The organism is Planomonospora algeriensis (assembly GCF_977012225.1).
This window is the reverse complement of sequence record NZ_CDRNDK010000154.1, coordinates 1-13,215: the sequence shown is the minus strand read 5'-3', so window position 1 is coordinate 13,215 and position 13,215 is coordinate 1. Positions and strand designations below refer to the sequence as shown.

Annotated in this window: 12 protein-coding genes and 1 pseudogene; 7 read left to right on the top strand and 6 right to left on the bottom strand. The window is 73.9% G+C overall.

The annotated features are described in order from the left end of the window. Window positions 1–2,834: indolepyruvate ferredoxin oxidoreductase family protein (locus ACWJ6R_RS17495; protein WP_449063240.1), on the bottom strand; the 2,834-nt coding region annotated here is incomplete at its 3' end. A gap of 113 nt (window positions 2,835–2,947) precedes the next feature. Between ACWJ6R_RS17495 and ACWJ6R_RS17490 the strand changes: the two genes are divergently transcribed. Further along, entirely contained in the window at window positions 2,948–3,400 is a 453-nt protein-coding gene (locus tag ACWJ6R_RS17490; protein ID WP_449063239.1) for an Lrp/AsnC family transcriptional regulator, read from the top strand. 182 nt (window positions 3,401–3,582) lie between these two features. Here ACWJ6R_RS17490 and ACWJ6R_RS17485 read toward each other — a convergent pair whose 3' ends face one another. Further along, entirely contained in the window at window positions 3,583–4,518 is a 936-nt protein-coding gene (locus ACWJ6R_RS17485) for a DUF2382 domain-containing protein (RefSeq protein WP_449063238.1), read from the bottom strand. 216 nt (window positions 4,519–4,734) lie between these two features. Beyond that, complete coding sequence (locus ACWJ6R_RS17480; RefSeq protein ID WP_449063237.1) at window positions 4,735–5,337, bottom strand: ATP-binding cassette domain-containing protein; 603 nt, start codon at window positions 5,335–5,337, stop codon at window positions 4,735–4,737. A gap of 337 nt (window positions 5,338–5,674) precedes the next feature. Between ACWJ6R_RS17480 and ACWJ6R_RS17475 the strand changes: the two genes are divergently transcribed. The 4 genes from ACWJ6R_RS17475 (at window position 5,675) to ACWJ6R_RS17460 (ending at window position 7,937) form a co-directional block, all read left to right on the top strand. Beyond that, window positions 5,675–6,511 (top strand): helix-turn-helix domain-containing protein, encoded by an 837-nt coding sequence (locus tag ACWJ6R_RS17475; RefSeq protein WP_449063241.1) that lies wholly within the window; start codon window positions 5,675–5,677, stop codon window positions 6,509–6,511. A gap of 230 nt (window positions 6,512–6,741) precedes the next feature. Continuing rightward, a complete protein-coding gene (locus tag ACWJ6R_RS17470) occupies window positions 6,742–7,062 on the top strand; it encodes a hypothetical protein (RefSeq protein WP_449063236.1) in 321 nt (106 codons plus the stop codon). A gap of 181 nt (window positions 7,063–7,243) precedes the next feature. After that, a complete protein-coding gene (locus tag ACWJ6R_RS17465; protein WP_449063235.1) occupies window positions 7,244–7,603 on the top strand; it encodes a TraR/DksA family transcriptional regulator in 360 nt (119 codons plus the stop codon). Between the two features lies 1 nt (window position 7,604). Further along, window positions 7,605–7,937 carry a TraR/DksA family transcriptional regulator gene (locus tag ACWJ6R_RS17460; protein ID WP_449063234.1) on the top strand — a complete coding sequence of 111 codons (333 nt, stop codon included), beginning with the start codon at window positions 7,605–7,607 and terminating at the stop codon, window positions 7,935–7,937. Between the two features lie 60 nt (window positions 7,938–7,997). Here ACWJ6R_RS17460 and eda read toward each other — a convergent pair whose 3' ends face one another. From eda to edd, 3 genes and pseudogenes are all read right to left on the bottom strand, one after another. Continuing rightward, window positions 7,998–8,618 (bottom strand): bifunctional 4-hydroxy-2-oxoglutarate aldolase/2-dehydro-3-deoxy-phosphogluconate aldolase, encoded by a 621-nt coding sequence (gene eda / locus ACWJ6R_RS17455; RefSeq protein ID WP_191898292.1) that lies wholly within the window; start codon window positions 8,616–8,618, stop codon window positions 7,998–8,000. Then, on the bottom strand, window positions 8,615–9,580 hold the full coding sequence (glk, locus tag ACWJ6R_RS17450; protein ID WP_449063233.1) for a glucokinase: 966 nt from the start codon (window positions 9,578–9,580) through the stop codon (window positions 8,615–8,617). Before glk ends, eda begins: the two co-directional genes overlap by 4 nt. Continuing rightward, window positions 9,577–11,536: pseudogene (gene edd / locus ACWJ6R_RS17445) on the bottom strand (phosphogluconate dehydratase). Before edd ends, glk begins: the two are co-directional and overlap by 4 nt. A 61-nt stretch (window positions 11,537–11,597) precedes the next feature. Here edd and ACWJ6R_RS17440 point away from each other — a divergent pair. Beyond that, the gene (locus ACWJ6R_RS17440) at window positions 11,598–12,650 is read left to right on the top strand and encodes a Na+/H+ antiporter NhaA (RefSeq protein WP_449063232.1); all 1,053 of its coding nucleotides are present in this window, start codon (window positions 11,598–11,600) and stop codon (window positions 12,648–12,650) included. Next, a complete protein-coding gene (locus ACWJ6R_RS17435) occupies window positions 12,553–13,062 on the top strand; it encodes a hypothetical protein (protein ID WP_449063231.1) in 510 nt (169 codons plus the stop codon). The genes ACWJ6R_RS17440 and ACWJ6R_RS17435 overlap by 98 nt, the downstream gene beginning before the upstream one ends. The last annotated feature ends 153 nt before the right edge of the window (window positions 13,063–13,215 follow it).

Sequence of the window (13,215 nt, the reverse complement as noted above, 5' to 3'; positions counted from 1 at the left end):
GGTCGGCGACGACCGCCCGGCCCCCAGTGGAAGGCGGCCACGGTCTTCTCGGCCGACCGGCCGCCGCCCGTCCGGATGGCCCGCTCGATCGCCTGGAGGCTGAGCGGGATGAGCCCGCGCTGCCAGGCCGCGCCGACCACGATGGTGTTGGCCGGCATGTGGTCGCCGAACAGCGCCTGGGCGACCTGCTCGGCGTCGAGGTAGACGTTCAGCTCACGGCGGGTCCGCGCCTCCAGCGCGCCGATCGGCGAGGCGGTGTCGGTCAGGTTCGTCGCCGGGTCGAGCACCATGGAGCCGGTCGGGACCAGGCTGGTGGAGACCACGGCCACGGTCCGGTCGCGGTCGGCGGCGCGCAGGTGGCGGGGGTCGGTGGCGCCGATCAGGTCCAGCGCCAGGTAGGCGTCCACGCTGGCCGCGCTCGCCCGGCCGGACCTCTCCCCGTCCTCCCCGCCCTCTCCGGAGTCCCCGCCGCCGTAGATGACGATGTCGGAGACGACGGTGCCGCCCTTCTGCGCCAGGCCGGTCTGGTCGAGACCCCGGGACCGCTTGCCGTCCAGGAGGGCGGCGGTGCCGAGGATCTGGGCGACCGAGACCACGCCGGTGCCGCCGATGCCGACCAGGCGGATGGTGGTCTCGCCGGTGCGGGCCTCGGGCTCGGGCAGGGCCGGGGGAGCGGGTACGGCGCGCCGCTTCGCCTTCCCCTTCGCGGGCACCACCGTCAGGAAGGACGGGCAGTCGCCCTCGACGCAGGAGTAGTCCTTGTTGCAGGACGACTGGTGGATCTCGGTCTTGCGGCCGAACTCGGTCTCCACCGGCAGCACCGACAGGCACTCCGACTTCTTCGCGCAGTCGCCGCAGCCCTCGCAGACCCGCTGGTTGATCACCACTCGCCGGGCCGGGTCGGGCAGCGCGCCCTTCTTGCGCAGCCGGCGCTTCTCGGCGGCGCACTGCTGGTCGTGGACCAGCACGGTCACGCCCGGGATCGCGGCCAGCTCGCGCTGTGCGTCCTCCAGAGCGCTCCGGTCGCGCACCTCGGCGATCTTCGCCAGCCTGACGCCCCGGTAGCGCCGGGGCTCGTCGGTGGTGACGATCACCCGGCGCACGCCCTCGACCTCCAGCCAGCGGGTCAGGTCGGCCACCGCCAGGGACGGCTGGATGGTCTGCCCGCCGGTCATCGCGACCGCGCTGTTGTAGAGGATCTTGTAGGTGATGTTGACGCCCGCGCCGACCGCGGCCCGGACCGCGAGCGAGCCGGAGTGGTGGAAGGTGCCGTCGCCGAGGTTCTGGAAGATGTGCGGGGTGTCGGTGAACGGCGCCTGGCCGATCCACTGGGTGCCCTCGCCGCCCATCTGGGTCAGGCCGGTGAGCGTGCCCTTGCCCTCGGGGTTGAGCACCACCATCGTGTGGCAGCCGATGCCCGCGCCGACGGGCGCGCCGTCCGGGACGGCGGTGGAGCGGTTGTGCGGGCAGCCGGAGCAGAAGAACGGGGTGCGCTGGGCGGCGAGCAGCTTCAGCGGCTCCGGACGGGAGATCACCGCCAGGCTCCGGGCCACCCGGTCGCCGAGGTCGGAGGGGTCCTGCTCGGTGGCGACGCCCCTGCGGCGCAGCCGGAAGGCGATCGCCTTGGCGGCCAGGTCGGCGTCCACGCCGCCCGCCTGCGGGATCAGCCGGGCGCCGTTCTCGTCGAGTTTGCCCAGGACGCGCGGGGCGTCCGCGGTGCCGTACAGGACGTCCTTGATCAGGGTCTCCAGCAGGGGCGCCTTCTCCTCCACGACCATGATCTCGTCCAGGCCGCGGGCGAAGGTCCGGACGATCTCCGGTTCCAGCGGCCAGAGCATGCCGATCTTCAGCAGCCGGACGCCGGCCTCCTCGGGGGTGATGCCGAGCTTGCGGAAGCCCTCGCGCACGTCGTGGTAGGCGGTGCCGGAGGCGGCGATGCCGAACCGGGCGCCCGCGGGGTCGGCGGTGATCCGGTTGAGGCCGTTCTCGCGGGCGTAGGCGCGGGCCAGCTCCGTGCGCGGGCCGACCAGGGTGCGCTCCATCTCCAGCGACCACGGGGTGAGCAGCGTGCCGTTCGGCATGTGCCGGTACGGCCTGCCCTCGTATTCGACGCCGTATCCGGCGCCGTTTCCGCTGCCGTCGCCGGCGCCGGGCATGACCGGGACGACCCGGTCATGCCCGACGCTCACGGTGGCGGTGCCGTCCACGACGTTGGAGACGGCCTTCACCGCGACCCACAGGCCGCTCGCCCGCGAGGCCGCGATGGCGTGGCGGCCCAGGTCGAGCAGCTCCTGGACGCTGCCGGGGTGGACGATCGGCATGCCGAGGGCCGCGAGCGCGCTCTCGGTGGCGGAGGGCAGGGTGGAGGACTTGCACGTCGGGTCGTCGCCGCAGAGGGCGATCAGGCCGCCCAGCGGGTGGGCGCCGACGAAGTTGCCGTGCCGGAGGGCGTCGGCCGCGCGGTCCACGCCGGGGGCCTTGCCGTACCAGACGCCCAGCACGCCGGCCTTGCGCGGGCGGGGGAGGGTGGGTACGAGCTGGCTGCCCCAGACGGCGGTGGCGCCCAGCTCCTCGTTCTGGCCGGGGCGGTGCACCACGCCGAGCGGCTCGGCGTGCGCGCGGGAGCGGGCCAGCTCCAGGTCGAAGCCCCCGAGCGGGGAACCGGGATAACCGGACACCATCGTCCCGGTGTCGAGTCCGGCGCGGCGGTCGGCGCGCATCTGGTCGAGGATCACCCGGACCAGTGCCTGCGTGCCGGTCATGAAGACCTGGCCCTCGTCGAGGAGGTACCGGTCGTCGGGAGTGATCTCGCGTGACTCGGCGAAGATCGTCATGCTGGTGGTCCCGTCTGTCGGCCCCGCTTGGATTGCGGCAAGGTTATGTCAGGGGGACCGGAATCCGATGCCAATATTCGCGGTGACTCACGCCTCTATTAGCATGATTCGCCATGGACGCCACAGATCGCGCAATTCTCAGCCACCTGCAGGCGGAGGGTCGGCTGAGCAACCTGGAGCTGGCCGACCGGGTGCGCCTGACACCCTCCCCCTGCCTGCGCCGGGTCCGGAACCTGGAGGAGACCGGGGTGATCACCGGTTACCGGGCCGTGGTCGACCCGGCCGCGGTGGGGCGGGGCTTCCAGGTCCTCGCCTACGTGGAGCTGCAGGGCCAGGACGCCGAGACGGTCACCGCCTTCGAGGCCGCCGTCCTGGAGATCGACGACGTCGTCGAGTGCCTGCGCATGTTCGGCCACCCCGACTACGTGCTGCGGGTCGCGGTGCCCGACATGGAGGCGTACAGCCGGCTCCGCCTGGAGCGGCTGGGACGCCTGCCCGGCCTGGACAAGCTCACCTCGCAGATCGCGATGAAAGCGCTGAAGCCGGGTGGCGTCCTGCCGCTGTGAGGGCGCCCCGCCGTTGCGGGAGGGTCCTGCGATCGTGCGGGCGTGCCGCGGCTGCGTGGGGGCGTCCTGCCGTTGCGGGAGGGTCCTGCGATCGCGAGGGCGCCGGCGAGGACCTCCGGGGCGGTCCTCCGCGAGGGTCGCGCGAGGGACCGCCCAGGGGTGAGGACTCCGCCTGGTGCGCCTCAGTAGGAGGGCCGGCCGCGGCGGCCCGTGCCGGGCTCGTCGCCCTCGTCGCCCTCGAAGTCGATGCGCTCCTTGCGGACCTGCTCCGAGACCGTCTCCTCGTCGGTGACCCGGTCCTTGGTCAGGCGGACCCGCTCGACCGGGACGGTGTCCTTCTCCACCGTCGCCCGCTCCTCGTGCAGCGTCACCTCGTGCTCGTCCTCGCTGAGCTCCGGTCCGCTCAGCGCGTCGCCCCGGTTGGCGTCGGTGATGGGCTCGCGCTCCAGGCGGACCTCCTCGTGGCTCACCGGGACGTTCACCTGCTGCTCCTCGGTCACCACGTACTTGCGCAGCCGCGCCCGGCCGGTCTCGTGGCTCTCGGTGCCGACGTGGAGTCGCTCCTCCGAGCGGGTCATCGCGTCGTCCCGGCGGCGGCCGAAGGACTCTTCGCCGGAGAGGTCGTCGCGCCCCGTCGCGGAGCGGCCGAGGGACTCGTCGCCGCGCAGGTCCGCGCCCGGGGTCCCGCCCGCGCCGCGGCGCTCGTCCTCGGTGAGGCCCAGGCGCTCGCGCTCGCGCTCGCCGCCGGTGTGCGCCCAGCCGCTCTCGCCCGGCCGGTTGGCGTCCTGCCAGGAACGCTCCCAGTCGATGTCGTAGTAGCGGTACAGCTCGCGCTCCTCCTCGGCGGACAGGTGGCCGCCGGCGTCCACGTCCACGTTGGGGGCGTGCTTGATGCGGTCCTTGTCGAAGGAGACCTCGATGTGGTCGGAGACGACGTCCGCGGCCTGCGTCGGGACGAAGGTCTCCTTGGTGCCGAACATGCCCGTCTTCACGCAGAGCCACTCGGGGCGGCCGGTGGCGTCGTCGAGGTAGACGTGCTTGACGTCCCCGATCTTGTCGCCGTTGGTGTCATAGACGGTCTGGTTGATCACTGTGTTGATCTGCTCCAAGGTGATCATGACTTTTCTCCCCGATTGTCGCTTTTGTCGCTTCCGTTAGAAGGCCATACCACTGTCAGCCGGAGAGAAACCTCCCCGCCGGGAGGATCACCGGCCGGTGCCGCGGTACCTGTACCGGTCGACGGGACGGGACCGGGGACGGGCCGCGGGCGGGCCGGTGGCGGCCGACGGGACGGGGACGGGTTCCGGGCGGGCCGGTGCCGCCCGGAACGGGGATCAGGGCCCGTCGAAGCGGATGGCCCGGAGCAGATCGGCCGCGGGACGGTCCAGGATCGTGACGCTCGCCGCCGGAGGCAGGGAGCCGGTGGTACGGGCCCGGGCGACCAGTATCCGCCAGCGGCGGCAGTGCCGGGCGAAGAGCGGGCCGGTCACCACCCGCCCCCGGGTGACCTGCCCCTCGCGGGCGGTCTCGGGCTCGACGTCGAGCATGACCAGGTGCAGGCCGGTGCCGTTCAGGCGGGCGATCCAGGCCAGGCCGTACAGGATGTGCGGCCAGGTGCCCCGGCTGTGCGCGACGACGGCGTGACCGGCGAGCAGGGCGCGGACGATGCGGGCCATGTGGGTGGTGTGCACGACCGGGGTGCGCAGCCGGACGGGCAGCGAGGAGAGGCGGGGCGCCCACCAGGCGCGGGACTGGCGGGAGTCGATCACCTGTGCGCCGCCTGCGGCCACCGGCCCCGTCTCGTCGCCGCGCAGGCCGTACAGCCGGTCCAGCAGGGTGCTCTTGCCCGCGCCGGGCAGCCCGGTGAGCAGCACCAGGGAACCGGCCGGATAGGCCAGGTTCCGGACGGACGGCGGGCAGGCCGGGGTGGCGGCCATCGCGTGCACCTCACAAGGGGGTCGGGGGACGTCCTCCCATCATGCGTGCCGGGGCGCGTCCATGTGCGGATAAACGACCGGCGGCCTCGGCGGATGCGCGTGCGCCGATACCGGTGCCGCCGCGGCCCCGGGCGCCGGTCCGCGGTCCCGGCTCGTGCGGGTCGTCCCGATCCTGTGCGGTACGGCTGACGCGGCCGCGCGGACGTGGAAAACTTGACCCGGTCGAGTGGGGCGGTTTGCCGTGGAGGGAGCGGGCTTGCGTACAGTTCCGTCGGTAGGCGACCACACCGAGGAGCACGCCTCCGGTCACGGGCAGGCGGGCCCCACGGTCCTGCGGATGGTGGTGGGCGCGCACCTGCGCCGGCTCCGCACGGCGTGCGGGATCACCCGCGAGGAGGCGGGCAGGGCGATCCGGGCCTCCGACTCCAAGATCAGCCGGCTGGAACTGGGCCGGACCGGGTTCAAGCAGCGTGACGTGGCCGACCTGCTCACCCTCTACGGCGTCACCGACGAGGCCGAGCGGGAGACCCTGCTCGCACTGGCGGTCCGGGCCGGCGCGCCGGGCTGGTGGCACGAGTACGGCGACGCGGTCCCCCACTGGTTCGACGCCTACCTCGACCTGGAGCAGGCCGCCTGCGTCATCCGCACCTACCAGCTCCAGTTCGTCCCCGGCCTGCTGCAGACCGAGGACTATGCCCGCGCGGTGATCGGCTCCGGCCACAGGGACGCCCCGGCCGAGGAGATCGAGCGCCGGGTCGCGCTGCGGATGCGGCGGCAGCGGCTGCTGCACCGGCCCGACCCGCCCAGGTTCTGGGCGGTCATCGACGAGGTGGCGCTGCGCCGCCTCGTCGGGGGACGCGCGACGATGCGGGCCCAGATCGAGCGCCTCATCGAGCTCGCCGAACTGCCCCACGTCACCGTCCAGATCATGCCGTTCGGCGCCATCGGCCACGCCGAGACCTCCGGGCCGATCACGATCCTGCGCTTCCCGGAGGGAGAACTGCCCGACGTGGTCTACCTGGAGCAGCTCTCCGGCGCCGTCTACCTGGACAAGGAGGCCGACACCTCGCGCTACCGGTACGTCATGAACCGGCTGAGCGTGGAGGCCGGACAGCCGGCCGAGACGGCCGAGATCCTCCACCGCATCCTCGCGGAGACCGACTACCCCGGCTGATCCCTCCCCCTCCGCGGCCCCGCCGGGTCCGGCAGGGTGCGCTGAGTCCGGCCGGGCGTGCCGGGTCCGGTCGGCACCGCCGGGTCCGATCGGGCGTGCCGGGTCCGGCCGAGGCCGCCGGAGCCCGGCGGCCTGCGTGGAGTGCCCCTTTTCGCGGGGAGTTGAGCTATGGTCAGAGGACGATGAGGGAACCGCGGTGGGGCACACGCAGGCCCACTGCCCTAGCGGCCGTGGTGGGCCTCGTCTTCGTGGTCCTCTTCTACGCGATCGCCCCCTCCTCCTGGTCCACCGGCCGCTTCTCCGCCGAGGCCGGGACCAGCCTGCAGATCCCCCACACCGGCGGGACGCACCAGTCGACCGCCCCGAGGGTGCTGGCGGGCGGGGCCGAGCACCTGCCGACGCCGGGACAGCTGCGTTCCCTGCCCGCCGTGGGAGAACCCGCCGCGCTCCTCGTCCTGCTCCCGCTCGCCCTGCTGGGCGCCGGCCCGGTGACGGGTTTCCGGCGCTGCGCCCGCCGGGTCGTCACCCCGCGCAGCCCACCGCTGCCCTAGCCTCTTCCGCCCTTCTTCCCAGACCTCCGTCGGGCCCGCCTCATGCGGCCTCGACCGGGGTCTCCCGGCTGTGCGTCTCGCGCGGTTCCGCGCGCCCGCCGCCGGCCGGGATCGGATCTCACGGTGACGGGCCGCGACCGGCCCGATCCGTCAGCGAGACATGCAAGGAGTCGGTGTCGTCATGGGTGACATCAGATCGGCGAGCAGGCTGCTGGGCGAGTACCAGCGGCACACCGCGCAGCTGGAGGAGCTGCGCGGGCTCCTGCACGAGCGGCTCACCGCCGCGCGGGAGGAGTGGAGGTCCCTCACCGAGGGCGGACAGGTGCCGGAGCGGCCGACCGGGGACGAGCCGGTCCCGCTGGCCTGGGGGCGCGCCGAGCGCGCCAGGACGGCCGTCGCCGAGATCGAGGCGGCGATCGAGCGGCTGGACTTCGGGGTCTACGGCACCTGCGGCAGTTGCGCGAGGTTCATCGCGCTGGAGCGGCTGCGGAGCATCCCGCACACCCGCCACTGCGCCGCCTGCGACGGCGGGAGGAAGTGACATGACCGTCGGGACCCATCTCAGCAGCGTCCAGCTCGGTACCATCCGGGAGGAACTGGAAGAGCAGCTGTTCCGGTGGAACAAGCGGCTGGCCGAACTGGAGGCCGCGGTGAACGACGACGCGGTGGAGGTCTCGGAGAAGGCGGAACTGCTCGCCGACCTCGTCTCCGCGGAGCGGAACGCCGCCGTCGTGCGCGACGCCCTGGAGGGCCTCGCCGGACTGACCTACGGCAGGTGCGACGGCTGCGGTTCCGCGATCCCCTTCGAGCGGTTGAAGGCCAGGCCGCTGGCGCGGCTGTGCGTGGAGTGCCAGCGCCGCCGAGAGATCCGCTGAACCGCTGAACCGGCGTCACCGCGATCGCGGTGACGCCGGGGGACGGCCCGTGACCGCCGGTCAGGCGGCCGGGCGGAGCGCGGCGGCCTCGGCGGCGAGCTTCTCGATCCGGGCGTAGTCGCCCGAGGCGAGCGCGTCGGCCGGGGTGAGCCAGGTCCCGCCCACGCAGCCGACGTTCGGCAGCGCGAGATAGTCGGGAGCCGTCGCGAGCTTGATCCCGCCCGTCGGGCAGAACCGCACGTCGGGCAGGGGCCCGCCCAGCGACTTCAGGTACGGCAGGCCGCCCGCGGCCTCGGCCGGGAAGAACTTCATCTCGGTCAGCCCGCGCTCGGCCAGCGTCATGACCTCCGACGCGGTCGCCACGCCCGGCAGGAACGGCACACCGCTGCCCTCCATGGCGTCCACCAGCGCGGCCGTGCTGCCCGGGCTGACCAGGAACTTCGACCCGGCCTCCACCGAGGCGGCGACGTCGCGCGCGGTCCTGACGGTCCCCGCGCCGATCACGGCCTCGGGCACCTCGGCGGCGATCCGCCGGATCGCCTCCAGCGCGGCGGGGGTGCGGAGGGTGACCTCGATGACCGGCAGGCCGCCCGACACCAGGGCGCGGGCCAGGGGGACCGCGGTCTCCAGGTCGTCGATCACGACGACCGGGACCACCGGGGCGATGTCGAGCAGACTCATGCGTACTCCAGGTTGGACGTGTTCGCCAGGCGCTGGGCCAGCCAGGCCGCCGCGCCGGTGAGGGCGGGCTGCGGAGCCACGATCAGCGTGGTGGCGATGGCGGACAGGTAGTCGTCAAGGGTCGGGGTGGCCTCGAACCTGCGGCGGAAGTCGCTGGCCAGCACCCGGTCCACGATACGGGGCAGCACGCCGCCGCCGAGATAGACGCCGCCGCGGGCGCCCATCGTCAGCGCGACGTTCCCGGCGAAGGTGCCGAGCAGGCCGCAGAAGACGTCGACGGTCTCCGCGCAGAGCGAGTCGTCGAGCCGGTCCACGATGTCCGCGGGGGCCAGGCGCGGCGCGTCCACGCCGCGCACCAGCGCCAGGGCGCGGTGCAGCCGGGTCAGGCCCGGTCCCGACAGCAGGTGCTCGGCCACCACGTGGCGGGCCCCCTCGGAGTGCAGCGCCCGGACGATCTCGCGGTCCCGCTCGTCCAGGACCGGCACGGTCACGTGCCCGCCCTCGCCGGGCAGGGGGATCCACCCCTCCGCCACGGGGACCAGGCCCGCGACGCCGAGACCGGTCCCCGGGCCGAGCACCGCCTTGACCCCGCGCGACGGCTCGGGTCCGCCGAAGGAGACCAGGTCGTCGCCGGCCAGGTGCGGCAGCGACGCGGCCAGCGCCTCGAAGTCGTTGAGCAGCTCGACGTGCGGGATCCCCAGATCGCGCACCGAACCTGACCACCCGGCGTTGGTCAGCCGGTAGCGGTCGCCGTCCACCGGGCCCGCGATCGCCAGACAGGCCGCTCCCGGCCGAACTCCGCCCGCGTGGTCTGCGAGATAGGCGGCTACGGCTTCGGGGAGCCCGTCGTGGTCCCTGCCGGCCAGCACGGCCACCGACTCCGGCTTGCCACCGGGCTCGGTGACCAGCCCGAACCGGGCGTTGGTGCCGCCGATGTCGGCGACGAGCCAGGGGTGGCTCATGCGTCCCCTCCGTCGGACGGAACGGCCTTCCCGGCGTCCTGGACGTCCCCGGTGTCGGTGTTCCCGGCGGTCCCGGTGTTCCCGGCGGTCCCGACCGCCGGGGCGCCCGCGGCGGACCGGGCGAGGCTCTCGGCGCGGCCGTTGAGGGCGAAGATGCCCGCGCCGCGCTCGGCGGGCCGCCGCGGCGCGGAAGGCGGCGAACAGCTCGCGGCCGGTACCGACCCACTGGGCGTCGGTCAGCGGGGCGCCCTGCGGGGTGCGGGCGGCCAGTTCCTCGGCCGGCACCAGCAGCTCCAGGGTGCCCGCCGCGGAGTCGAGGCGGATCGGGTCGCCCTCCTGGACCAGCGCGATCGGACCGCCGTGGGCGGCCTCGGGCGACAGGTGGATGGCGGCCGGGACCTTGCCCGACGCCCCCGACATGCGGCCGTCGGTGACGATCGCCACCCGCTGGCCGCGGTCCAGCAGGACCGAGAGCGGCGGGGTGAGCTTGTGCAGCTCGGGCATGCCGTTCGCGCTCGGGCCCTGGTAGCGGATGACCGCCACGAAGTCCTGCCCGTCCAGCTCGCCCGCCTCGAAGGCGCGCAGCAGCTCCAGCTGGTCGTCGAAGACCTTCGCCGGGGCCTCGACCACCAGGTGCTCGGGCTTGACGGCCGAGACCTTGATGACCGCGCGGCCCAGGTTGCCGTCGAGCATGAGGGTGCCGCCGTCGGGCGAGAACGGGTCGCTCACCGGACGCAGCACGTCCAGGTCGCCGCTGCCCTCGGTGCGCTCGGTCCAGACCAGCTCGCCGGTGGTGTCCTGCGATCTCATGCCGGCTTCTGAGACCGCCTTCAGCTCAGGCGCCGAGCGGTAGTGGTCGAGTCCGTGCCCGGCGACGGTCAGCACGTCGCGGTGGAGCAGCCCGGCGTCGAGCAGGTCGCCGATGAGCACCTGCATGCCGCCCGCGGCCTGGAAGTGGTTCACGTCCGCCTGGCCGTTGGGGTACATCCGGGTCAGCAGCGGCACGGCCTTCGACAGGGCGGCCAGGTCGTCCCAGAGCAGCTCGATCCCCGCCGCCGCCGCGATGGCGACGATGTGCATGGTGTGGTTGGTCGAGCCGCCGGTGGCCAGCAGCGCCACGCAGGCGTTGACGATCGCCTTCTCGTCGACGACCTTCCCGACCGGGGTGTACTCGTCGCCGTGCGCGGTGATCTCCACCGCCCGCCGGCCCGCCGCCTTCGTCAGGGCCTCGCGCAGCTCCGTGCGCGGGTTGACGAACGTCGCGCCCGGCAGGTGCAGGCCCATGACCTCGACCATGACCTGGTTGGAGTTGGCGGTGCCGTAGAACGTGCAGGTGCCGGGGGAGTGGTAGGACTGCGACTCGGCGTCCAGCAGCTCGTCCTTGCCGACCTTGCCCTCGGCGAACAGCTGCCGGGTGCGGGCCTTGACCTTGTTGGGCAGGCCGGAGGTCATCGGCCCGGCGGGCACGAACACCGCGGGCAGGTGGCCGAAGTGCAGCGCGCCGATCAGCAGGCCGGGCACGATCTTGTCGCAGACGCCCAGCATGAGGGTGGAGTCGAACATGTCGTGGGAGAGCGCGATCGCGGTGGCCATCGCGATGACCTCGCGGCTGTAGAGCGAGAGCTCCATGCCGGGACGGCCCTGCGTGATGCCGTCGCACATCGCGGGCACCCCGCCGGCGAACTGGGCGACGCCGCCCGCCGTACGGACGGCGGCCTTGAGGACCGCCGGGTAGGTCTCGTACGGCTGGTGCGCCGAGAGCATGTCGTTGTAGCTCGACACGATCGCCACGCCGGGCCTGACGTTCGCGCGCAGCGCGGGCTTGTCGATCCCGGCGGCGGCGAAGCCGTGGGCGAGGTTGGCGCAGCCCAGGCTGGAGCGGGCGGGGCCCGCCGCGGGCGGCCGGGCCGCGCACCCGCCCGACGCGTCCCTGCCGGCCGATCGGTAAAGTGGCATTCGGTGCGCCGGGAAGTCTGGTCGGCAACGTCTCACCCGTACCCGAAACCCGGAGCACTTCATGACGCACCCCGTCCCGCCGCGCCGACCCGTCCTGCTGGGCCGGGGATCGTGGGGCGAGGCCCGCCGCATCGCCGACATCCTGCGCAAGGAGACCGTCGGCGGGGCGCTGCTGCTGGCCGCGGCGATGGCGGCGATGATCTGGGCCAACTCCCCGTGGGCCGGCGCCTACGAGGCGCTGCGCGATCTGCGCGTCGGGCCCGAGGCCCTGCATCTGAACCTCTCCCTGGCCGGCTGGGCCGGCGACGGCCTGCTGGCGATCTTCTTCTTCGTGGCCGGGCTGGAGCTCAAACGCGAGTTCGTCGCCGGTGACCTGCGCGACGCGCGGCGGGCCGCGGTCCCGATCGCGGCCGCACTCGGCGGGGTGATCGTCCCGGCGGTGCTGTACCTGCTCGTCACCCGGGACGTGGCGGGCGCGGGCAAGGGATGGGCGATCCCCACCGCCACCGACATCGCCTTCGCCCTGGCCGTGCTCGCGGTCATCGGGCGGTTCCTGCCGACGGCGCTGCGCACCTTCCTGCTCACCTTGGCGGTGGTCGACGACCTGGTGGCCATCGTCATCATCGCGCTGTTCTACACCGACCACCTGGCGCCGGTCCCGCTGGCCGCGGCGCTGGTGCCGCTGGCGGCCTTCACCGTGCTGGTGCAGCGCCGGGTGCGCTCGTGGTGGCTGCTGCTGCCGCTGGCCGCGGCCGGCTGGGCGCTGGTGCACGCCTCGGGCGTGCACGCCACCGTCGCCGGGGTGCTGCTGGGCTTCGCCGTACCGGTGCTGCGCGGCCACGCGGCCGGCGGCCCGGAAGCCGGTCCGGGGCTGGCCGAGCACTTCGAGCACCGGTTCCGCCCCATCTCGGCCGGGGTGGCCGTGCCCGTGTTCGCGTTCTTCTCGGCCGGGGTGGCGCTGGGCGGGCTGGACGGCCTGGGCGGGCGGGCAGGGCGCGCCGTCGGCCGCCGACGGCGTGTTCGGGAAGGCCTCGGCCGCCGTCGAGCGGCTGCTGGGCGTCCCCGCCGAGCACCTGACCCAGGGCGGCGCCCCGCTGCGGAGCGTCACCGGTGAGGCGGGACCGCTGGCCGGGACCACCGACAGCGCCGGGCACCTCGTCGGCGCGACGAACGGGCTGAGCCATTCTGGAGCGCGCGCGGTGGAGAACGTCCAGGGGACGGTGGAGGGCGCCGAGGGCCTCACCCACCAGCGGCCGCGGGTCGAGGGCCTGGTGGACGGGCTGAACCAGGCGGTCCCGCAGGGAGCCGAGCGGGCGGGCACCGTCGCCCCGCTCGTGGGCGGCCTGGCCCCGGCCGAGGCCGGTCCGCTCGTGGGCGCGGTCGAGCCGGTCACCCGCTCGGCCTCCATCGACGAGCTCTCGCCGCTGCTGGGCAACCGCAGCGCGCAGAGCGGCGAGGCGGCCGCCGGAACGCTCGACTCGGTGACCGGCGTGGTCCGGGGCGTCACGCAGGACCTCACCCGGTAGGAGCCGGGGCTCCGTACGGAGGTCCGTACGGAGGTCCGGACGCCGCGGTCGCGCGTCTGGACGGGCCCTCAGGCGGCAGCGGGTTCTCCGGATGCTCCGCACGGAGGTCCGGGCACACGTGCGAAGAGACCGGCCGGTGCGCACCGGCCGGTC